The sequence below is a fragment of the Jiangella ureilytica genome, assembly GCF_004348545.1.
GTDB lineage: Bacteria > Actinomycetota > Actinomycetes > Jiangellales > Jiangellaceae > Jiangella > Jiangella ureilytica.
The window spans coordinates 52592-72624 of sequence record NZ_SMKL01000007.1; the positions used below are offsets into that span (position 1 = coordinate 52592).

The window sequence follows — 20033 nt, forward strand, 5'->3', positions numbered from 1 at the left end:
TCGCGGCATCCCCGTCCCTCATGACCTATCCAACGAATTGGACCAGAGCACCGAATTGCTGGTGCGGATGATTAGAGAATAGACACGAGAAACCCATCGCGCAACAACTACTTTGCGTAACAAAATGTGACGCAGAGTAGCGGAATCACGCCTGCCGGGAGCGTGACGCTCCGTGATCGAAAACTCACTCTACGTCACTGTTCTCCAGCTCAGAGGCGGTGCGGACCTGGCGACGCCGCCTCTTTCCGCACGTCGGCCACGACACCGGACCATAACGCCCCGTAATGGTGCCGTGAAGCGAAACGGGCGTTTTTCCCAGGCGAACCGAGAATACGATTCCCTCGGCGCATTTTCGTTTCGGCGCAATGCCCGCCTCGGGAATCGGCCCGAGGCGCGCAATGGATGTCGGTGCCGCTCACCGGCGACGACGCGGGCTCCGGCGCGGCCGTCCGCGCCGGGTCACGGGCGCACGGGCCCGCCGGACCGGGCGGGCGCACCGCCCGTCGACGAACTGTGAACTCGATCTTGCCCGTCGTCATCGGACCGGTCAGACTCTCCACAAATGTCTGTTTCCCCGGCTTCCTACCGCGAGGCGTTCGCGGCGACCGAGTTCCGCTGGCTGTGGTCCGCGCACCTGCTGTCGGTCGTCGGGGACCAGCTCGCCCGCGTGGCGCTCACGCTGCTGGTGTTCGACCGGACGGCGTCGGCCGGGCTGGCGGCGCTCACCTACGCGCTGACCTACCTGCCGGACCTCGTCGGCGGCGCGGCGCTGGCCGGGCTCGCCGACCGCTTCTCCCGCCGCGGCGTCATGGTGGTGACCGACCTCGCCCGGGCCGGCCTCGTGGCGATCATGGCCGTCCCCGGCGTCCCGCTGGCCGGGCAGATGGCGCTGCTGGTCGTGGTCCAGCTGCTGACGGCGCCGTTCTCGGCCGCACGGCAGGCGGCGCTGCCGGACATCCTGAGCGGCGACCGGCTCACGCTCGGCCTGGGGATCTTCTCGATGACGTACCAGGTGGCGCTCGTCGTCGGGTTCGGCGCGGGCGCGGCGCTGGTGGCCCAGCTGGGCGTCTCCGCGGCGCTGCTGATCAACGCGGCGACATTCGCGCTGTCGGCGCTGCTGATCGCCCGCGGCGTCGGCCCGCACCACCCCGTCGCCCCCGCCGTCGACCCGCGGACGGCCGGCGCCGGTCAGTGGGCGACCATCCGGGCCGGCTGGCGGGTCGTGGCCGGCGACCCGCGGCTGCTGACGCTGCTCGCCATCGCCTGCTGCTCGGGGTTCTACGTCGTGCCCGAAGGGCTCGCCGTGCCGTATGCGGCGGAACTCGGCACCGGCCCGGCCGGCGTCGGCTGGCTGCTGGTGGCCAACCCCGTCGGCACCGTCATCGGGATGCTGCTGCTGCGCCGGGTCCGGCCGGACCGGCGGCTGGCGCTCATGGGCCCGCTCGCGGTGGCCAGCAGCCTCGTGCTCATCCCGACGGGCTGGACGCCCGGGCTCGCCGTGACGGTGCTGCTGTGGACCGTCAGCGGGGCGTGCTCCGCCCACGACATGGTGGTCCAGGCCACCTACGTCGAGTCCGTCCCCGCGCACTGCCGCGGTCAGGCGGTCGGGCTCGCGATCGCCGCTCTCCGGGCGGCACAGGGTGTCGCCATCATCGCCGCGGGCATCCTGGCCCAGCTGCTGACGCCCTCGACGATCATTCTCGTCGCGGCGGTGCTGGGAGTCCTCGCTGCCGCGGCCGCATGGCACCGGTGGTCACGACTGGCCCCGCCCCGCGCCCATCCACCACCCCAGGGCGAGGCCGACATTCCCGGCCGGCCATGAACGACCGGCTGATTCCGACGCACTGTGGGACCTCAGGTCCAGGTGTTGTCGCGCATGTCACCGCTCCTCTCGCTCCGCTCGGGCGCCGTGCTGTTCGTTCACGTCCAGGTGTTGTCGCGCATGTCACCGCTCCTCTCGCTCCGCTCGGGCGCCGTGCTGTTCGTTCACGTCCAGGTGTTGTCGCGCATGTCCCGCTCCTCCTTCGCGTGCCTCGGGCGTCATGGACAGCCGGTTCTCACGTCCAGGTGTTGTCACGCATGTCCCGCTCCTCTCCGTCCGATGGGTCCAGGTCCGCTCCGACTCAGGTCCAGGTGTTGTCGCGCATGGCACGTCTCCTCTCGCTCCGCTCGGGTGCTGTCCGGTCCGCCTCACGTCCAGGTGTTGTCGCGCATGACGGGTCTCCCTTCGTCCTCGTGCCGGCTGTGAGCGGGGTTCGTCGCTCAGGTCCAGGTGTTGTCGCGCATGGCACTTCTCCCTCCGCCTGGTCGTTGTGGGTGCGGTGGTGCCGGTCAGGTCCAGGTGTTGTCGCGCATCGCTGTGACCTCCCCGTCTCGCGTCAGGGCAGCCTCGGTTCGGGCGCCGTCGCACATCGGGCGAGCTCTCCTTCCGCGGCGTCGCGTTCGCATGGTCGAGAGTGCGGCAAACGCCCGCATTTGTGCACTCATTGTCGCCGACCCCGGCGGCGACAGAACGTCCGGAATTCAGCTACTATGTGCCCACCCCGCATGACCCCGGCTAACTGCGCAGGTGAACGCGAGTGCACGGCTTGATTCGGCGAGCACGGAAGGTGGTCGCGGGCTGGGCCCTCTGGCAGGCGCCAGCGCCGGTCCGGATCCTCGTGCTCCTCGTGTCCGCCGTGGCCGTCGGCACCAGTGTCGGAACCGCTTTCCTGTTCCCCGTCACCACCACCGACCTCACCCGGTTCGCCATCCTGGCGGTCTGCGCGGTCATCGCCATCGAGCTCACCCGCCACATCGAGCGGCGCCGGGTCTACGGGCACAGCAGCTCGGTCGCCTACATCGACACCAAGGCGGTCTGGAGCTTCGCGGCGGTCATCGTGCTGCCGCCCGTCTTCGCCACGCTCATGGTGGTCCTGACCTATGTGCTCTCCTGGACCCGCGTGCAGCACGAGCGGCCCGGCGGCCTGGTGTACCGGTGGACGTTCTCCGGCGCGACGGTGCTCTGCGGCACCCAGGCGGCGGTCGCGGTGCTCGCGCTCGGTATGCACTCCTACCCCGGGGCGCCCGCCACGGCCGGGCTCGACGGCCTCGCCGACCTCGGCATCATCGTGCTGGCGGCCACGCTGCGGTGGGGCCTCAACGTCGCGCTGATCATGGCCGCCATCGCGCTCAGCAAGCCCAACATCCAGGCCCGCGAGCTGTTCTCCAACTTCGGCGAGCAGATGCTCGAGGCCGGCGCCATGGGCCTCGGGCTGGTAGCTGCGGCCATCGTGGTGGCCAACCCGTTCGTCATGCCGGGCATCGTCATCGCCATGGTCGCCCTGCACCGCGGCATCCTGGTCAACCAGTACCAGCAGGCCTCGCGCACCGACGCCAAGACCGGCCTCTCCACAGCCGGCTGGTGGCACGACTTCGCCGAACAGGCCCTCGTGCGCGCCCGCGACCACGGCAGCACGCTGGGCCTGCTCATCGTCGACCTCGACCACTTCAAGCGGCTCAACGACACCTTCGGCCACCCGCACGGCGACCGCGTCCTCAAGGCGGTGGCCGAAGAGCTCATCGCCGAGATCCGCAACGAGGACGCCTGCGGCCGCTGGGGCGGCGAGGAGTTCGTGGTCGTGCTGCCCGACGTCGGCGACCGCACCAACCTGCGCAACGTGGCCGAGCGCATCCGCCGGCGCATCCAGTCCGTCGTGGTCGAGCCCCCGGCGCACCTCACGCAGACCGGCGACGCCACGGTCACGGCCTCCGTCGGAGGCGCCGTCTTCCCGTCGCCCGCCATCAACAGCCTCGACGAGCTGCTGCTGGCCGCCGACACCGCCCTCTACGCGGCCAAGAACGCCGGGCGCAACACCGTCCGGCTCAGTGGTGCCGACCAGCCGGCCGGTCCGAGCCAGCAGCCGCTGCCGCACCGGGCCGAGCCGCCGTCGGCGACGTCCTGACCCCCGCTCCGGCACCCCGCACCGCTCCGGAATGATGGACTGATGCGCGCATTCATCGGGGCCGCCACGTCGGCCGGCCAGGGCAGCCCGGCGGCCGGCGTCACCGTCGCCGACATCGACACGGGTGTGGTCACGCCGCTCGACGAGTCGGCCCTCGCCGGCGTCGATGACCCCATGTACCTGGCCCTGTCGCCCGACGGCCGGGTGCTCTACGCCGTCCACGAGACCGCGGCCGGCGCCGTCAGCGCGTGGGTGCCCGGCGACGACGGCGTCCGCCCGCTGGGCGTCCCGCGCCCGACCGGCGGAAACGGACCCTGCCACCTCTCCGTCCATCCGAGCGGACGGCATCTGCTGACCGCCGACTACGGCTCCGGCTCGATCAGCGTCCACCCCATCGGACCCGACGGCGCCCTCGGCGAGGCGACGCACGTCGTCCAGCACGAGGGCGAAGGCGCCGACCCGGACCGCCAGGCCGGCCCGCACGCGCACATGATCGTCACCGACCCCGTTCGCGGCCACGTGCTGGCCGCCGACCTCGGCACCGACACCGTCTACCGGTACCGGCTCGACGAGGCCACCGGCCGGTTGTCACTCGACGACGAGATCCGGCTCGCGCCAGGATCGGGGCCGCGGCACCTCGTGCTGAGCGAGCCGTACGCCTACGTCGTCACCGAGCTCGCCTCGACCGTGACCGTCCTGGACCTGACGGCGCCCGCGGCGGACGCCGTGGTCGCCGACGTCGCCACGCACGTCGACGACGGCCGCGGCCCCAGCTACCCGTCGGCCATCCGGCTGAGCCCCGACGGCCGGTTCCTGTACGTGGCCAACCGGGTCGTCGACGACATCGCCGTCCTGTCCGCCGACGGGCCCGCCGTCGAGCTGGTGGCGACCGTTCCGTGCGGCGGCGTGCACCCCCGCGACATCGAGCTCGACCCGGACGGTCGGTACCTCTACGTCGCGAACCAGTTCTCCGACCAGCTAGTCTCGTTCCGCGTCGACCAGCGGACCGGCGTGCCCGAGCCGACCGGTCAGGTGCTCAGCACGCCGAGCCCGTCGAGCGTCCTGTTCGGCTGACGCGGCGTCAGGACCGCGACCGCTGCCACCGGGACCGCTGCCGCGCCGGGCGGTCGCGGACGGTGTCGTGCGCGGTGGCCGGACGGTGGGCGCGGTCGGGCGAGAGCCGGCCCAGGCGGCGCCGTCGCCCGGCCGTCGCGGTCTCGCGCGGCAGGTGCGGCTCGGGCGCCACGGGCGGCGTCTGGCCGGTGATGGGCGGGTCGGGCTCGAGGCCGGTGAGGTGCCGGGGCCGGGCGATGAGGAACATCGCGGCGACCGCCAGCACGGACATGCCCAGCATGACGCCCGCCATGGGCACCGCCGACCCGGAGCCGAACGCCCCGACGAGCGGCGCGCTGACCGCGCCGACGGCGAAGTTCATCGCGCCGAGCAGGGCCGCCGCCGTTCCCGCCGACCGGCTGTGGCGGGCCAGGGCGAGCACCGGGATGTTCGGCATGGTGAAGCCGACCGAGGTGAGGATGACGAACAGCGGGACGGCGATGCCGTAGATGCCGAGCGCCCCGGTGGCCGCGAACACCAGCATCAGCGCGGCCGCCGACGACGCCGCGACCAGCGCTCCGGCCACGATCCACTGCGGCCGCACCCGCCGGACCAACCGCGCGTTGAGCTGCGTGGCGATGATCAGGCCGAGCGAGTTGACGCCGAACAGGATGCCGTAGCCCTGCTCGGACAGCCCGAAGACGTCCTGGAACACGAAGGACGAGCCGGCGATGTAGCCGAACAGCGCTGCCATCATCAGCCCGCCGGTGAGTATGAGACCGACGAAGGCGCGCTCGTGCAGGATCGAGCCGTAGGTGCGGACGGTGTCGGCGATGCCGCCGGAGCGGCGCCGGTCCTCGGGCAGCGTCTCCTCGAGCCCGAACACGACGACGGCGACCAGCCCGAGGCCCAGGGCGGCGAGCACCCAGAAGACGCCGCGCCAGTCGGTGAACTGCAGCACCTGGCCGCCCAGCGTCGGCGCGAGCACCGGCGCGACGCCTGTGACCAGCATGAGCCGCGACAGCAGCTGCACGGCCGGCAGCCCGGTGTAGAGGTCGCGGACCACGGCCATCGAGACGACGGCGCCGGCCGCGGCGGCCATGCCCTGCAGCACGCGGAAGACCCCGAGAACCTCGATGGTGGGCGCGAGGGCGCACAGCAGCGACGCCACCACGTGCATCAGGGTGGCGGCGATGAGCGGACGGCGGCGGCCGACGGCGTCGGACCACGGCCCGAGGATGAGCTGGCCGACGGCGAAGCCGAGCAACGTCCCGGTGAGCGTCAGCTGGACCTGCGCCTCGGTGGCCCCCAGGTCGCCGGCGATGTCCGGGAACGCGGGCAGGTAGAGATCGATGGTCAGCGGGCCGAGTGCGGTGAGCGCGCCGAGCACGAGGACCCGGCGGATCATCGCGCTGCGGGACAGGCCGGTGCCGCCGTCGGCGTCCGGCACGGCGCGAGTGCGCGCAGGCAAGGGCAACCTCTTCCAGAGGATGTGCACGAGTGGAGGGTCGACTGGCCCGCGACGCCTGCGGCGCGGAAACCGCCATCAACAACTGTGCCAGACGCCGCTGACATTCCGACAGTGCCTGTCGTGTGACGAGGCGCACCGCGCCCGGCTGGCTCCCCTGTCAGCGCAGCAGCGGCGCGACGGCCTTCCAGCCGGGGTCGGGACGGGTCTGCAGCGTCGCGGTGCCGTGCGTCCAGAGCGGCAGCACCTGGCCGACGCCGGAGGGGTCGACCTCGAGGCCGTCGACGTAGAAGTGCACGACGATCTGCCCGCCGCCGGTGACCCGGCCGACGTGGATGACGCGCGGGCCCTCGCCGCCGAGCTCGGCCAGCGCGCGCCGCACGACCTCGTCGGCGTCGTCGAGGATGCCGGTCGCGAGCGGCTGGCCGTCGGGGCCGGGCGGGTAGCCGAGGACGACGGCGATGTGGGTGTCGGCGAGCGGGCGCTCCACGCGGTCGAGCGGACGGCGCACCAACGCGACGACGGGGCCCTTGCGGCCGGCGCCGCGCAGCGTCGCCCATGTCTCGCCGGACGGGCGCAGCTGGCCGACCACCGTCCCCAGCATGGACACCGGGATGGCGTCGATGGGGGTGTCGGCCGAGACCTCGACCTCGCCGATCCATCGCTCGGCCTCGTCCTCGCCGAGCGCGGCGTCGAGGCCGTGGAACGCGACGGAGAGGCGGTGCTCCTTGTCGAGCAGCGGGAACAGCGGATGGTGGATGACGACGTCGAGCACACCGTGCTGCACGTCGACCCGGGTGCCGGCGACCAGCTCGCGCAGCTCGATGTCGTAGTCGTCGACCTTCATGACGACGGAGTCGAACAGCGCGGGGTCGGCCCGGCGCACGGGTGCGAACTCGACGTCGGGGTCGTCGGGGGCGGCCAGGGCCCAGCGCTCCGTCACGCCGCGCAGCTCGGCCTTGCCGCCGCTGGACACCACCAGCGTGAACCGCTTCGCCGAGCTGGGCGACACCTCCCAGTTGAGCGACGGGTCGATGGCGGCGACCGGCGGGCGCAGCAGCTCGATGAGATCGTCGGAGCGCTTCTCCTCGTACGCGGCGAGGACGTCGTCGCGGCTCTCGGACCACCATGCCCAGAACCGGGCGATCGCGGGCCGGGGGTCGTCGGCCCCCCTGGTCTTGCGCCGGAAGATCGCCATTCGAGCATCATAGGAGGGTCCGGCCCGCAGTCGGCCATGATGTCGGCCATGGAGTTCGCCGACGTCGTCACCCGCCGCCGCATGGTCCGCAACTACACCGACGAGCCGGTCGACCCGGCCGTCGTCGACCGCATCCTCACCGCCGGGCTGCACGCGCCGAGCGCCGGCTTCAGCCAGGGCTGGGCCTTCCTGCTCCTCGACACCCCCGAGGACGTGGCGCGGTTCTGGGTCGCCGCGACCCCGCCCGGCGAGGGCACCGACTCGTGGTCCGCCGGCCTGCGGCGGGCCCCGGTGCTCATCGTGCCGCTGTCGTCGAAGGCGGCCTACCTCGACCGGTACGCGGAGCCCGACAAGGGCTGGACCGACCGCGACGAGGCCCGCTGGCCGGCGCCGTACTGGGACATCGACACCGGCATGGCCGGCCTGCTCATGCTCCTCACCGTCGTCGACGAGGGCCTGGGGGCGTGCTTCTTCGGCATCCCGCCCGAGCGGGTCGGCGGCTTCCGGGCCGAGTTCGGGGTGCCGGACGACCACAAGCCGATCGGGGTCATCAGCGTCGGCCACCGCGCGGCGGACCGGAAGTCGCCGTCCCTGCGCCGCGGCCGCCGCGACCTCGACGCCGTCGTCCACCGCGGCGGCTGGTGAGCTGATCTCCCAGCGGACGGTCGCCTCCGGCTCGCCCGGCGGGCCGGGTCGGCGAGGGCTGTTGATCGGGCCGCTCACGGGCACGCGCGGCTCAGCCCTCGCGCATGGGGATGCGCACGCCGCGGTCGGCGGCGACGTCGGCGGCGTGGTCGTAGCCGGCGTCGACGTGGCGGATGACGCCCATGGCGGGGTCGTTGGAGAGCACCCGGGCGATCTTCTCGCCGGCCAGCGCGGTGCCGTCGGCGACGGTGACCTGCCCGGCGTGGATGGACCGCCCCATGCCGACCCCGCCGCCGTGGTGGATGGACACCCAGCTCGCCCCGGACGCGGTGTTGACCAGCGCGTTCAGCAGCGGCCAGTCGGCGATGGCGTCGGAGCCGTCGGCCATGGCCTCGGTCTCGCGGTAGGGCGAGGCGACGGAGCCGGCGTCGAGGTGGTCGCGGCCGATGACGACGGGCGCGGACAGCTCGCCTGACGCCACCATGTCGTTGAACCGCAGCCCGGCGACGTCGCGCTCGCCGTAGCCGAGCCAGCAGATGCGCGCCGGGAGCCCCTGGAACTGCACCTTCTCGCCGGCCAGCCGGATCCACCGCTCGAGCGGCTCGTTGCCGGGGAACAGCTCGAGCACGGCGCGGTCGGTGGCGGCGATGTCGGCGGGGTCGCCGGACAGCGCGGCCCACCGGAACGGCCCCCTGCCCTCGCAGAACAGCGGCCGGATGTAGGCGGGCACGAACCCCGGGAACGCGAACGCCCGCTCGTACCCGGCCAGCTGCGCCTCGCCGCGGATGGAGTTGCCGTAGTCGAACACCTCCGCACCGGCGTCGAGGAAGCCGACCATCGCCTCCACATGAGCGGCCATCGACTCGCGCGCCCGCCGCGTGAAGCCGGCCGGGTCCTTCGCCCGCTCCCCCGCCCAGTCCTCGAACGCCACCCCCACGGGCAGGTAGGCCAGCGGGTCGTGCGCCGACGTCTGGTCGGTGACGACGTCGATCTGCGCCCCACGAGCCAGCAGGTCCGGCACCACCTCGGCGGCATTGCCGAGCACCCCGATCGACACGGCCCGGCGGTCGCGGCGCGCCTCGCCGGCCAGCCGCAGCGCGTCGTCGACCGACGCGGCCTGCACGTCGAGGTAGCCGTGCTCGATGCGCCGGGTGATGCGCGACGGATCGCACTCGACCACCAGCGCCACGCCCCCGTTCATCGTGACCGCCAGCGGCTGCGCGCCGCCCATGCCGCCCAACCCGGCGGTGAGCGTGACGGTGCCGGCCAGCGACCCGCCGAACCGCTTCGCCGCGACCGCGGCGAACGTCTCGTAGGTGCCCTGCAGGATGCCCTGGGTGCCGATGTAGATCCACGACCCGGCCGTCATCTGCCCGTACATCGTCAACCCGAGCGCCTCGAGCCGGCGGAACTCGTCCCACGTGGCCCAGTCGCCGACCAGGTTGGAGTTGGCGATCAGCACCCGCGGCGCCCACTCGTGCGTCGGCAGCACCCCCACCGGGCGCCCGGACTGCACCAGCATGGTCTCGTCGCCGCGCAGCGTGGTCAGCGTACGCACCAGCGCGTCGAACGACGGCCAGTCCCGCGCGGCCTTGCCGGTGCCGCCGTAGACGACCAGCTCGTCCGGGTGCTCGGCCACCTCCGGATCGAGGTTGTTCTGCAGCATCCGCAGCGCCGCCTCCTGCGGCCAGCCCTGTGCGGTCAGCTGAGTCCCCCGCGGGGCGCGGACGGGTCGGGGTGCGTTCATGTCGTTCTCCTTCTCATCAGCGGAGGTCGCCGACGGCGCCGGCCGCGGCCCGGGTGACCGCGCCGGAGCGGACCAGGCCGAGCACTGCCTCGATCTCCGGGGCGAGGTGACGGTCCGGGCCGGGCCCGGGGACGTGCTCGCGGATCAGGTCGCGGACGGCGCCGGTGCCGGCCGCCGGGGTCAGCGGCGCCCGCAGGTCCAGCGCCCGGGCCGCGGTCAGCAGCTCGACCGCCAGCACCCGGGCGACCCCGTCGACGGCGCGGCGCAACTTGCGCGCGGCCGCCCAACCCATGGAGACGTGGTCCTCCTGCATGGCGCTGGACGGGATGGAGTCGACCGACGCCGGCACCGCCAGCCGCTTCAGCTCCGACACGATGCCGGCCTGGGTGTACTGGGCGATCATGTGGCCGGAGTCGACGCCGGGGTCGTCGGCCAGGAACGGCGGCAGCCCGGCGTTGCGGGCGACGTCGAGGAACCGGTCGGTGCGCCGCTCGCTGATCGACGCGAGGTCGGCGGCCGCGATGGCCAGGAAGTCGAGCACGTACCCCACCGGAGCGCCATGGAAGTTGCCGTTGGACTCCACCCGCCCATCGGGCGTGACGACGGGGTTGTCGACGGCGGCCGCCAGCTCCCGCGATGCGACCAGCGACGCGTGCTCGACGGTGTCGCGGACGGCGCCGTGCACCTGCGGCGAGCAGCGCAGCGAGTACGCGTCCTGCACCCGCGTGCAGTCCGGCCCGCGGTGGCTCTCGACCACCGCCGACCCGGCCAGCAGCGCCCGCAGATTGGCCGCGGACTCCCGCTGCCCCGGGTGCGGCCGCAGCGCCTGCAGGTCGTCGGCGAACACCCGGTCGGTGCCCAGCAGCGCCTCCACGCTCATGGCCGCGGCGACGTCGGCCACCCGCAGCAGCGCACCGATGTCGTGCAGCGCCAGCACCAGCATGCCGAGCATGCCGTCGGTGCCGTTGATCAGCGCCAGCCCCTCCTTCTCGGCCAGCTCGACCGGCTCGATGCCGGCCGCGGCGAGCGCCGTCGACGCCTCCACCAGCGCACCCGAGGCGTCGCGCACCGGACCCTCGCCCATGAGCGCCAGCGCGCAGTGCGCCAGCGGGGCGAGGTCGCCGGAGCAGCCGAGGCTGCCGTACTCGTGCACCACCGGCGTGATGCCGGCGTCGAGCAGCCGCGCGTACGCCGTCGCCGTCGACAACCTGACCCCGGTGCGCCCGGTCGCCAGCGTCGACAACCGCAGCAGCATGAGCGCGCGGACCACCTCACGCTCGACCTCGGGGCCGGACCCGGCGGCGTGGCTGCGGATGAGGCTGCGCTGCAGCGCCGCCCGCTTCACCGCCGGGATGTGCCTGGTGGCCAGCGCGCCGAACCCGGTCGACACGCCGTAGTACGGCAGGTCGGCGGCGGCCAGCTTCTCGATCACCTCGCGGCTGCGCGCCACCGCCGCCCGCGCGTCGCCGGCCAGCTCGACGCCGGCGCTGTGGCGCGCCACCGCCACAACCTCGTCGAAGGACACCGGACCGGTGCCCACCAGCACCGCCTGCTGCTGCTCGCTCATCGAGTCATTGTGTGCCACCCGGCTCAGACGCCGCCGAAGCGGCGCTCGAGCAGGCCGTTGAGCAGCCCGGCCGCGGTGGCGGCGTCGTCGACGGTGACCACGGTGCGGACGCCGTCGGTGCGCTCGACCAGCAGCGCCTCGCCGCCGCGCAGCACGTAGCCTCGGGTTCCCCGCAGCGGGCCCATCGCCGAGACGCGGTAGCCCCAGCCGCCGAAGTCGCGGACCGGGCGGACGGTGACGGTGCCGGCCCGCTCGATGCGGTCGAGCGACGTGTGCATGCGCGGGCGTCCGAACCGGCCGCGGACGGTCAGTCCGCGCTCGTCGACGGTGACCGTGATGGAGAACATCGCCGCGGCCAGGAGGACCATGACGGCGCTCAGGGCCAGCACCCACCACTGCCGGCCGACGACGGCGACGACCGCGGTGACGCCGACGCCGGCCACCAGGACGACGACCGGGAGGCTGCCCGACGCGACCGACCGGGTCCACACCACCCGCTCCTCGACGCCGACCGCCAGCCGGGGCGCGTCGGCGGGCAGCTCGCCACCGCGGGCGTGCCAGCGCGGCACCAGCAGCGCCGCCAGCACCGCGACCGCCACCCCGATCGCGGCGGCCGCCAGCACGGCGCCACCTCGAAGCGGAGCGCCGGCGGCGTCGGCCAGTCCGCGCTGCGGCTCGGTCAGCCCCACGACCAGGGCCGTGACGAACGCCGTCGTACCGGCCGTGGTGGCAGCGACGACGCGCGTGACCGTCCCGTCGGCGCGGACGGCGAGCACCAGCGCCAGCCCGGCGAGGGCGAACGCCGCCGCGAAGCCGCCGACCATCCAGGGCACGGTGGACGCCCGGCTGAAGCCGTCGGCCGTCCCGTCGAGCCCCCAGTGGGTGGCCACCCGGGCGGGCAGCTCGTCGCGCCAGCTCCGCACCAGGACGACGCCCACGGCACCGGCGACGAGGGGCAGGCCGGCGGCGGCCAGCACCGCCCGGGCCACGACCCCTCGGCTCGGTCTCGTGGTCTGCTCGGTCATGAGTACTCCTTCCGGATCAGCTCCGTGAGCTCGCCGGCGCTCAGCCCCAGCCGGCGCGCCTCGGCGGTGACGTCGGCCAGGGCGTGCCGCAGCCGGGCCAACCCGTCGGCGCCGGACGGCGTGACCACCGCACCACGGCCGCGGCGCAGCTCGACCAGCCCTTCGTCGCGCAGCCGCTGGTAGCCGTGCAGGACGGTGTGCACGTTGAGGCCCAGCGACTCGGCCAACTCGCGCGCGCTGGGCAGCCGCTCCCCCGCGGTCAGCTCGCCGCGCGCGATGGCGCCCCGGACCGCTGCCGCCAGCTGAGCGAAGAGCGGCTCCGGCGACGCGGGATCGAGTCGGATGAGCACACTTCGATTGTATTGTTCTAGCTCTAATAGAACAACTTGGCCGTGATGGGCGTGCGGTACGGTCGGCCTCATGCCGGAGCTGCCCGCGCCTCCCGTGGCGAAGAAGGTCCCCGCCGAACGGACCGTCCACGGCGACACCGTCGTCGACCACTACGCCTGGCTGAAGGACCGCGACGACCCCGACACCGTCGCCTACCTCGAGGCCGAGAACGCCTACACCGAGGCGGCGTCGGCGCACACGAAGGCGCTGCAGGCCGAGATCTTCGACGAGATCAAGAGCCGCACCCTCGAGACCGACCTCTCGGTGCCCGTGCGCCACCACGGCTGGTGGTACTACACCCGCACGCTCGAGGGCAGCCAGTACCCCATCCACTGCCGCTCGCGCACCGAGCCGGCGCTGCCCGCCGACCCCGCCGAGGACATCGTCTCGCCCGCCGACGAGCAGGTGCTGCTCGACCAGAACGAGCTGGCCGGCGACTCCCCGTACTTCGCGCTCGGCACGTTCGACGTCAGCCCCGACGGCCGGCTGCTGGCCTACTCCACCGACTACGACGGCGGCGAGAAGTACACGCTGCGGTTCAAGGACCTCGAGACCGGCGCCGCGCTGCCCGACGAGGTGCCCGGCACCTACTACGGCTCGGCCTGGACCACTGACAACGGCGCGCTGTTCTACACGACGGTCGACGCCGCCATGCGGCCGTACCGCGTCTGGCGGCACCTGCTGGGCACCGAGGCCGCGGCCGACGTCGTCGTGCACGAAGAGACCGACGAGCGGTTCTTCGCCGGGGTCGGGCTCACCCGGAGCGAGCAGTACGTCGTCATCGAGCTGGGCAGCCAGATCACCAGCGAGACGTGGGTGCTGCCGGCCGGCGACCCGCACGGCGAGTTCCGTGTCGTCCAGCCGCGCGAGCAGGGCGTCGAGTACTCCGTCGACCACACCGGCGACCACTTCTACATCGTCCACAACTCCGACGCCGTCGACTTCGAGCTGGTCGTGGCGCCCGCCGGCTCGCCCGGGCGTGAGAACTGGCGGCCGGTCCTGCCGCACGAGCTCGGCGTCCGGGTCACCGGCGTCGACGCCTTCGCCGGCCACCTGGTGGTCTCGATGCGCCGCGACGGCCGCACCGAGCTGCACGTCCTGCCGCTGGCCGACGGCGCCGTCGCGGCGCCGGGGCGCGACATCGAGTTCGCCGAGCCGGTGCGCACGGTCCGGCCGGGCAGCAACCCCGAGTTCGACACGACGGTGTTCCGGCTCGGCTACGCGTCGCTCACCACGCCGGGCTCGGTCTACGACTACGACATCGCCGGCGGCGAGCTGACCCTGCGCAAGCGCCAGCCCGTGCTCGGCGGCGTCGACCTCGACGCGTACGAGTCGGTGCGCGAGTGGGCCACGGCCGCCGACGGCACCCGTATTCCGATCTCGCTGGTCAAGCGGCGCGACACCCCGCGCGACGGCAGCGCGCCGTGCGTGCTGTACGGCTACGGCGCCTACGAGGCGTCCATGGACCCGTGGTTCTCCATCGCGCGGCTGTCGCTGCTCGACCGCGGCTACGTGTTCGCCATCGCGCACGTCCGCGGCGGCGGCGAGCTGGGCCGGCGCTGGTACGAGGACGGCAAGCTGCTGCGCAAGCGCAACACCTTCACCGACTTCGTGGCCTGCGGCGAGCACCTGGTCTCGGCCGGGTGGACGGCGCATGACCAGCTGGCCGGGCGCGGCGGCAGCGCCGGCGGGCTGCTCATCGGCGCCGTCGCCAACCTGACGGAGTCGACGTTCGCCACCCTGGTCGGCGAGGTGCCGTTCGTCGACGCCCTCAACACCATCCTCGACCCGACGATGCCGCTGACCGTCGTCGAGTGGGAGGAGTGGGGCAACCCGGTCGACTCCGCCGAGGTCTACGCCTACATGAAGTCGTACTCGCCCACCGAGAACGTCGAGGCCAGGGCCTATCCGGCCATCCTCGCGACCGCCGGGCTGAACGACCCCCGAGTCGGCTACCACGAGCCGGCCAAGTGGGTCGCCCGGCTCCGCGCGACCGCCACCGGCGACCGTCCGCTGCTGCTCAAGACCGAGATGGGCGCGGGCCACGGCGGGCCGTCGGGCCGCTACGACGCCTGGCGTGACGAGGCCTTCACGCTGGCGTTCATCATCGACACGACGGCGCCGCGGTCGTAGCCGCTACGGCTGAGCGGCGATGTCCAGCACCCAGGTCACGCCGAACCGGTCCGTGAGCATCCCGTACAGGGGTGCCCACGGCGCCGGGCCCAGCGGCTGCCGGATGCTGCCGCCGTCGGCCAGCCGCTCCCACGCCGCGGTCAGCTCGACGGCGTCGGTGCCGCGCACCGAGACGAAGAACGGGTCGTCGCCGCGGCTCCACGGCCGCGACGCGGGCACGTCGTAGGCCATGACGGCGAACCCGTTCGGCCCGGTGACCTGGCCCCACACCACCTGGTCGGCCTCGGCGGGGTCCTCGACGGCGCCCATGTCCCGATACGTGGTGATCACCAGCTCGCCGCCGAAGGCGGACCGGTAGAACTCCAGCGCGGCTCGGGCGTCGCCGCGGAAGTTCAGGTGGGGGACGACGGTGACGGTCATGATCTCTACTCCTTCAGGGGTCATTCGTGGACGAACCCCAAGGTCGCAGCGGTAGCGGACAAACTGTGGCCGCTACTCGGGGCACGATGGACGGCATGACCACCTCAGCGCGACTGCTGGCCCTGCTCTCGCTGCTCCAGGCACGCCGCGACTGGCCCGGGCGGGACCTGGCCGAGCGGCTGGACGTCAGCGCGCGCACCGTCCGCCGCGACGTCGACCGGTTGCGCGAGCTCGGCTACCCGATCCGGACCACCAAGGGCCCCGACGGCGGCTACCGGCTGGAGGCGGGCTCCCGGCTGCCGCCGCTGCTGTTCGACGACGACCAGGCGGTGGCGCTCGCCGTCGCGCTGCGGACCGCCGCGAGCACCGGAGCGGGTGCGGGCGTCGCCGAGGGAGCGGCGCGGGCGCTGAGCACCGTCCGCCAGCTGCTGCCCGCCCGCCTGCGCCACCGCGTCGACGCGCTGCAGGTCACCGCCGTCGGCCGGGCCGGTCCGGCGGCCGATCCGGAGGTGCTGCTGACCCTCAGCGGTGCCGTCCGCGACCGCGCGGAGCTACGTCTCGACTACGCCGGCGCAGCGCCGGGCCGGCGGCGGGTGCAGCCGCACCACCTCGTCACCCGGGGCGGGCGGTGGTACCTCGTCGCCTGGGATCTCGACCGTGACGACTGGCGGGTCTTCCGCGTCGACCGGGTCACGCCGCGGATCCCTGCCGGCCGGCGGTTCACCCCCCGCGAGCTGCCCGGCGGCGACATCGCGGCGTTCGTGGCCGCCCGGTTCCGCGGCTCGGACGACCCGACCGGCGACTGGCCGTGCCGGGGCGAGGTCATCCTCGCGCTGCCCGCCGCCGAGGTGACGCCGTTCGCGTACGACGGGCTGGTCGAGGACATCGGCCCGGGCCGTAGCCGGCTGGTCCTCGGGGCGTGGTCGTGGGCCGGTCTCGCCGCGGCCGTCGCGCGCTTCGACGCCGACGTCGAGGTGGTCGGGCCACCCGCGTTGAGGGACGCGTTCGCGCAGCTCGCCCGCCGGTTCCACGCCGCCGCACGGTAGGCGCAATCCGGCAATCGTCACGTTCCTCGCCTTCATGACCTGCGCGGATGCCCCCGCATACCGCTGTCGTGATCGGGTAACCGCCACACATCGGCGAAACCCAGGGAGGGACCATGAAGGGAAAGCTGATCCTTCTGGCCGGCGCCGCGGTCGGGTACGTGCTCGGCACTCGCGCCGGACGGCAGCGCTACGAGCAGATCAAGGGGCGCGCCGACGCGTTGTGGCACGACCCCAAGGTCCAGCAGAAGGTCACCGACGCCCAAGAGGCCGTGAAGGCCAGGGCGCCCGAGATCCAGGAGAAGCTCACCGACGCCGCAAGCCGCGCCACAGACAAGGTCAAGTCGACCGTGCAGCGGCACGACACCGACGTCACGGAGGTGGGAACCCATGGCCGCAACGGACACTACCCGCAGCCAGGATGACCGCTCCGTCGCTGAGCTGATCAAGCAGTTCTCGGAGCAGACGTCGCACCTGATCCGCGACGAGATGAAGCTCGCCCAGGCGGAGATGTCGCAGAAGGCCAAGCACGCCGGCGCGGGGATCGGCTTGTTCGGCGGCGCCGGGCTCCTGGCGTTCTTCGGTGTCGGCGCACTGGTGAGCGCGGCCATCGCGGCGCTCTCGCTGACCGACCTCGAGGTGTGGGCCGCGGCGCTCATCGTCGCCGCCGTGCTGTTCGTGCTGGCCGGCATCGTCGCGATGGTCGGCCGCAGCGAGACGAGGCAGGCGTCGCCCACGCCCGAGCGCACGGTCGAGAACGTGAAGCGCGATGTCGAAGAGCTGAAGGAGAGCAGGCACTGATGGCCACTCCCACGAGGAACGACATGAAGACCGGCGAGCCGCCGAAGGGCGCGACGCCGGAGGAGATCGAGAAGCACATCGAGAGCACCCGCGCCGACCTCGGCGAGACCGTCGAGGCGCTCTCGCACAAGCTCGACCTGCGCAGCCAGGCGCAGGAGAAGCTGGCGAGTGCGCGCAGCAAGGTCGGCGCCGCGGCCACGACCATCAAGTTGCTGGCCATGCGGCCGGTGACGATGATCGCTGCCGGTGCGACGGTGGTCGTGGCGGGCGTGGCGGGCGCCGTCGCCTGGAAGCGCCGCCACTAAGGGGCACGGACATGGCGACGGAGACAGGGCGGCACTCGTCGGAGGGGTCGCAGCGCGAGGCGCTGCCGCATCCCGACGATGAGCGCAAGCCGGACAGCCCCACCCAGCTGACGAAGCCCTCGTGGCGGTACGTCGCCCGGCGCACCGTCCGCGAGTTCCTGCACGACGAGTGCCCGGACCTGGCGGCGGCGCTGACGTACTACGCCATGCTGTCGCTGTTCCCGGCGCTGGTCGCGCTGGCCTCGCTCCCCGCCCTCGTCGGCCAGGACAGCCAGCAGACCACCGACCGGCTGGTCCAGCTCGTCCAGGACATCGCGCCGTCGCTGGTCACGTCCGACATCGAGGGCCCGATCAATGAGCTCACCAATGCCCCGGGCGCCGGCGCAGCGCTGGTCATCGGTCTGCTGGCCGCGCTGTGGTCGGCGTCCGGCTATGTCGACGCGTTCGGCCGGGCGATGAACCGCATCTACGACGTCGACGAGGGCCGGCCGTTCTGGAAGCTGCGCCCGCAGATGCTCGGCATCACGCTGCTGACGATGGTGCTGGTCATCGCCGCAGCGGTGATGCTGGTGGTCAGCGGGCCGGTGGCACAGGCCGTCGGCGACACCATCGGCCTCGGCAGCACCGCGGTGACGGTCTGGAACATCGCCAAGTGGCCGGCACTGCTGCTGGTCGTCGTGATGATCGTGGCGATCCTCTACTGGGGCACCCCGAACGTGCGCCAGCCGAAGTTCCGCTGGATCAGCGTGGGCGCCGTCCTGGCGATCCTCGCCTGGGGGCTGGGCTCGGCCGCGTTCGGCCTGTACGTGGCCAACTTCGGCGCCTACAACAAGACCTACGGCTCGCTGGCCGGTGTGATCGTCTTCCTGCTGTGGCTCTGGCTGACCAACCTGGCGCTGCTGTTCGGCGCCGAGTTCGACGCCGAGACCGAGCGGGCGCGGCAGCTGCAGGCCGGCATGCCGGCCGAGGAGTCCATCCAGCTGCCGCCGCGCGACACCCGGAAGATCGACAAGGACGCCGCGAAGCAGGCCCAGCTGGTCCGCCGTGGCCGCCGGTTGCGCCGGTCGCGCGGTGACAGCGCCGAGCTGCCCGAGGAACGCGGCTGACCGACCTGTCCCCCGTGATCATCAGCGATCCCACCACTCCACGGTGGTGGGATCACTGATGGTCACGGGGGCTTCGGCGGGTCAGAGCACCCTCGCCCGGACGGTGCCGGCCCGGGTCTCGAGCCGGCGGGCCAGGCGGTCGAGCAGCCGGGCGGCTCGCCGCAGCCGGCGGCTGCGGCGGGCGCTGCGAGCGCTGCGGGCGACGCTGCTGGCGACGGCATCGCGCTGCAGCTCCTCGGCGCGGACTCGGTGCAGGGTGTCGGCATAGGGCTCGTACGTCATGGCGGCCTCCTCTCATCGGTGGCGCGTACAGGGCTCAGGTGGTGCGGTGCAGGCGGACGCCGCCGCTGACGGTGCTGACCGAGAGCAGCAGGGTGCGGTCGGAGTCGGCGGGGGCATCGGCGCGATCGAGGTCGGACCGGATGGGCCCGGAGACCGACGAGACGTCGAGGTGGGCGGCGGTGCCGGCGACGATGCCGACGGTGACGCCGCCGCTGGCGCTGCGGGCGCGCAGGTCGCCCTCGACGGCGCGGTGGACGGTGATGTCGCCGGATGCCGTCTTCAGCTCGATCCGCCCGTCGACGGTGTTGACCCGGATGTCGCCGGACGCGGCCGAGGCGCGGCCGTCGCGCAGCGGCTGCTCGATCTCGATGCCGCCGGACCCGGACTCGAGGTCGACGGTGCCGGTGGCGGACCCCACGCGGATGTCACCCGACCCGGTGCGGACGCTGGCGCCGGCGCACTCGTTGACGTAGGCGTCGCCACTGCCGGTGGTCAGCCGCAGGTCGTCGCAGGTGTCGACGGCGATGTCGCCGGACCCGCACTTCCCGCTGACGGCGCCGAACCGGCCGTCGAGGCGGATGTCGCCGGAGCCGGCCTGGGCGTCGACGGTGCTGCCCGCCGGCACGGTGACGGCGATGTCGACGGAGTCGGAACGGCCGAGGAACGACGTGCTGCGCGGGACCTCGATGCGCAGCGCGCCGGAGCGGAAGTCGACCAGGGTGCGCTGGGCGAGGTCGTCGCCGTCGTGCCCGGCCGGCCGCAGCTCGACGATGATCTCGGTGGTGTCGGCGGCGGTGACGACGACGTCGCCGGAGCGCTGCTCGACGGTGACGCCGATCGGGCCGTCGGCGGTGAACGTGTGCATGACGATGTCGGACACGGGAGTCTCCCTGGCGGATCGAACGG

The 20033-nt window shown here is 73.1% G+C and carries 19 protein-coding genes; 10 read left to right on the plus strand and 9 right to left on the minus strand.

Features of this window, described 5'->3' with window-relative positions; genetic code table 11:
• Nucleotides 1-562: 562 nt before the first annotated feature.
• The 3 genes from E1212_RS04575 (at nucleotide 563) to E1212_RS04585 (ending at nucleotide 5018) form a co-directional block, all read left to right on the plus strand.
• On the plus strand, nucleotides 563-1822 hold the full coding sequence (locus E1212_RS04575) for an MFS transporter (RefSeq protein ID WP_131979787.1): 1260 nt from the start codon (nucleotides 563-565) through the stop codon (nucleotides 1820-1822).
• A 787-nt stretch (nucleotides 1823-2609) separates the two neighbouring features.
• Nucleotides 2610-3944 (plus strand): GGDEF domain-containing protein, encoded by a 1335-nt coding sequence (locus E1212_RS04580; protein WP_131979790.1) that lies wholly within the window; start codon nucleotides 2610-2612, stop codon nucleotides 3942-3944.
• 42 nt (nucleotides 3945-3986) lie between these two features.
• A complete protein-coding gene (locus tag E1212_RS04585; RefSeq protein WP_131979792.1) occupies nucleotides 3987-5018 on the plus strand; it encodes a lactonase family protein in 1032 nt (343 codons plus the stop codon).
• Between the two features lie 7 nt (nucleotides 5019-5025).
• Here E1212_RS04585 and E1212_RS04590 read toward each other — a convergent pair whose 3' ends face one another.
• Nucleotides 5026-6468 (minus strand): multidrug effflux MFS transporter, encoded by a 1443-nt coding sequence (locus E1212_RS04590; protein WP_203416387.1) that lies wholly within the window; start codon nucleotides 6466-6468, stop codon nucleotides 5026-5028.
• Nucleotides 6469-6625: 157 nt separating this feature from the next.
• Nucleotides 6626-7663, minus strand: a complete 1038-nt coding sequence (locus tag E1212_RS04595; protein ID WP_131979795.1) for a hypothetical protein — start codon at nucleotides 7661-7663, stop codon at nucleotides 6626-6628.
• A gap of 48 nt (nucleotides 7664-7711) precedes the next feature.
• Between E1212_RS04595 and E1212_RS04600 the strand changes: the two genes are divergently transcribed.
• Nucleotides 7712-8308, plus strand: a complete 597-nt coding sequence (locus E1212_RS04600; RefSeq protein ID WP_131979798.1) for a nitroreductase family protein — start codon at nucleotides 7712-7714, stop codon at nucleotides 8306-8308.
• A 91-nt stretch (nucleotides 8309-8399) separates the two neighbouring features.
• Here E1212_RS04600 and hutU read toward each other — a convergent pair whose 3' ends face one another.
• From hutU to E1212_RS04620, 4 genes are read right to left on the minus strand one after another with little or no spacing between them, the layout of a single operon-like run.
• Nucleotides 8400-10055, minus strand: coding sequence for a urocanate hydratase (gene hutU / locus E1212_RS04605; RefSeq protein WP_131979800.1), 1656 nt, complete (start codon nucleotides 10053-10055; stop codon nucleotides 8400-8402).
• A 16-nt stretch (nucleotides 10056-10071) separates the two neighbouring features.
• On the minus strand, nucleotides 10072-11622 hold the full coding sequence (hutH, locus tag E1212_RS04610) for a histidine ammonia-lyase (RefSeq protein ID WP_131979803.1): 1551 nt from the start codon (nucleotides 11620-11622) through the stop codon (nucleotides 10072-10074).
• A gap of 23 nt (nucleotides 11623-11645) precedes the next feature.
• Complete coding sequence (locus E1212_RS04615) at nucleotides 11646-12647, minus strand: DUF1648 domain-containing protein (protein ID WP_131979805.1); 1002 nt, start codon at nucleotides 12645-12647, stop codon at nucleotides 11646-11648.
• Nucleotides 12644-12997, minus strand: a complete 354-nt coding sequence (locus E1212_RS04620; RefSeq protein WP_131979808.1) for a GntR family transcriptional regulator — start codon at nucleotides 12995-12997, stop codon at nucleotides 12644-12646. Before E1212_RS04620 ends, E1212_RS04615 begins: the two co-directional genes overlap by 4 nt.
• 70 nt (nucleotides 12998-13067) lie before the next feature.
• Between E1212_RS04620 and E1212_RS04625 the strand changes: the two genes are divergently transcribed.
• The gene (locus tag E1212_RS04625; RefSeq protein ID WP_131979811.1) at nucleotides 13068-15170 is read left to right on the plus strand and encodes a S9 family peptidase; all 2103 of its coding nucleotides are present in this window, start codon (nucleotides 13068-13070) and stop codon (nucleotides 15168-15170) included.
• Between the two features lie 3 nt (nucleotides 15171-15173).
• Here the strand turns inward: E1212_RS04625 and E1212_RS04630 are convergent, their stop codons facing one another.
• Nucleotides 15174-15590: a VOC family protein gene (locus E1212_RS04630; protein WP_131979814.1), complete on the minus strand. Its 417-nt coding sequence runs from the start codon at nucleotides 15588-15590 to the stop codon at nucleotides 15174-15176.
• A 95-nt stretch (nucleotides 15591-15685) separates the two neighbouring features.
• Here E1212_RS04630 and E1212_RS04635 point away from each other — a divergent pair, with 95 nt between their 5' ends.
• The 5 genes from E1212_RS04635 to E1212_RS04655 all read left to right on the plus strand — a co-directional run bounded on the left by E1212_RS04635 (nucleotide 15686) and on the right by E1212_RS04655 (nucleotide 18845).
• On the plus strand, nucleotides 15686-16636 hold the full coding sequence (locus E1212_RS04635; protein ID WP_131979816.1) for a helix-turn-helix transcriptional regulator: 951 nt from the start codon (nucleotides 15686-15688) through the stop codon (nucleotides 16634-16636).
• A 113-nt stretch (nucleotides 16637-16749) separates the two neighbouring features.
• Nucleotides 16750-17058: a YtxH domain-containing protein gene (locus E1212_RS04640; RefSeq protein WP_131979819.1), complete on the plus strand. Its 309-nt coding sequence runs from the start codon at nucleotides 16750-16752 to the stop codon at nucleotides 17056-17058.
• Nucleotides 17024-17434, plus strand: coding sequence for a phage holin family protein (locus E1212_RS04645; RefSeq protein WP_131979821.1), 411 nt, complete (start codon nucleotides 17024-17026; stop codon nucleotides 17432-17434). The genes E1212_RS04640 and E1212_RS04645 overlap by 35 nt, the downstream gene beginning before the upstream one ends.
• On the plus strand, nucleotides 17434-17739 hold the full coding sequence (locus E1212_RS04650; RefSeq protein WP_131979823.1) for a DUF3618 domain-containing protein: 306 nt from the start codon (nucleotides 17434-17436) through the stop codon (nucleotides 17737-17739). Before E1212_RS04645 ends, E1212_RS04650 begins: the two co-directional genes overlap by 1 nt.
• 11 nt (nucleotides 17740-17750) lie before the next feature.
• Nucleotides 17751-18845: a YihY/virulence factor BrkB family protein gene (locus E1212_RS04655; RefSeq protein ID WP_131979825.1), complete on the plus strand. Its 1095-nt coding sequence runs from the start codon at nucleotides 17751-17753 to the stop codon at nucleotides 18843-18845.
• An 81-nt stretch (nucleotides 18846-18926) separates the two neighbouring features.
• On the opposite strand, the gene E1212_RS04660 is transcribed toward E1212_RS04655, so the two are convergent.
• Both E1212_RS04660 and E1212_RS04665 read right to left on the minus strand, forming a co-directional pair.
• Nucleotides 18927-19127 carry a hypothetical protein gene (locus E1212_RS04660; RefSeq protein ID WP_131979827.1) on the minus strand — a complete coding sequence of 67 codons (201 nt, stop codon included), beginning with the start codon at nucleotides 19125-19127 and terminating at the stop codon, nucleotides 18927-18929.
• 34 nt (nucleotides 19128-19161) lie between these two features.
• Nucleotides 19162-20007 (minus strand): DUF4097 family beta strand repeat-containing protein, encoded by an 846-nt coding sequence (locus tag E1212_RS04665; RefSeq protein ID WP_131979829.1) that lies wholly within the window; start codon nucleotides 20005-20007, stop codon nucleotides 19162-19164.
• Nucleotides 20008-20033 lie beyond the last annotated feature (26 nt).

Excerpts from the sequence above, each read along its gene's own strand:
- E1212_RS04575 (WP_131979787.1), top strand. The coding sequence starts at position 563 with ATGTCTGTTTCCCCGGCTTCCTACCGCGAGGCGTTCGCGGCGACCGAG.
- E1212_RS04585 (WP_131979792.1), top strand. The coding sequence starts at position 3,987 with ATGCGCGCATTCATCGGGGCCGCCACGTCGGCCGGCCAGGGCAGCCCG.
- E1212_RS04595 (WP_131979795.1), bottom strand. The coding sequence starts at position 7,663 with ATGGCGATCTTCCGGCGCAAGACCAGGGGGGCCGACGACCCCCGGCCC.
- E1212_RS04600 (WP_131979798.1), top strand. The coding sequence starts at position 7,712 with ATGGAGTTCGCCGACGTCGTCACCCGCCGCCGCATGGTCCGCAACTAC.
- hutU (WP_131979800.1), bottom strand. The coding sequence starts at position 10,055 with ATGAACGCACCCCGACCCGTCCGCGCCCCGCGGGGGACTCAGCTGACC.
- hutH (WP_131979803.1), bottom strand. The coding sequence starts at position 11,622 with ATGAGCGAGCAGCAGCAGGCGGTGCTGGTGGGCACCGGTCCGGTGTCC.
- E1212_RS04615 (WP_131979805.1), bottom strand. The coding sequence starts at position 12,647 with ATGACCGAGCAGACCACGAGACCGAGCCGAGGGGTCGTGGCCCGGGCG.
- E1212_RS04625 (WP_131979811.1), top strand. The coding sequence starts at position 13,068 with ATGCCGGAGCTGCCCGCGCCTCCCGTGGCGAAGAAGGTCCCCGCCGAA.
- E1212_RS04630 (WP_131979814.1), bottom strand. The coding sequence starts at position 15,590 with ATGACCGTCACCGTCGTCCCCCACCTGAACTTCCGCGGCGACGCCCGA.
- E1212_RS04635 (WP_131979816.1), top strand. The coding sequence starts at position 15,686 with ATGACCACCTCAGCGCGACTGCTGGCCCTGCTCTCGCTGCTCCAGGCA.
- E1212_RS04640 (WP_131979819.1), top strand. The coding sequence starts at position 16,750 with ATGAAGGGAAAGCTGATCCTTCTGGCCGGCGCCGCGGTCGGGTACGTG.
- E1212_RS04645 (WP_131979821.1), top strand. The coding sequence starts at position 17,024 with ATGGCCGCAACGGACACTACCCGCAGCCAGGATGACCGCTCCGTCGCT.
- E1212_RS04650 (WP_131979823.1), top strand. The coding sequence starts at position 17,434 with ATGGCCACTCCCACGAGGAACGACATGAAGACCGGCGAGCCGCCGAAG.
- E1212_RS04655 (WP_131979825.1), top strand. The coding sequence starts at position 17,751 with ATGGCGACGGAGACAGGGCGGCACTCGTCGGAGGGGTCGCAGCGCGAG.
- E1212_RS04660 (WP_131979827.1), bottom strand. The coding sequence starts at position 19,127 with ATGACGTACGAGCCCTATGCCGACACCCTGCACCGAGTCCGCGCCGAG.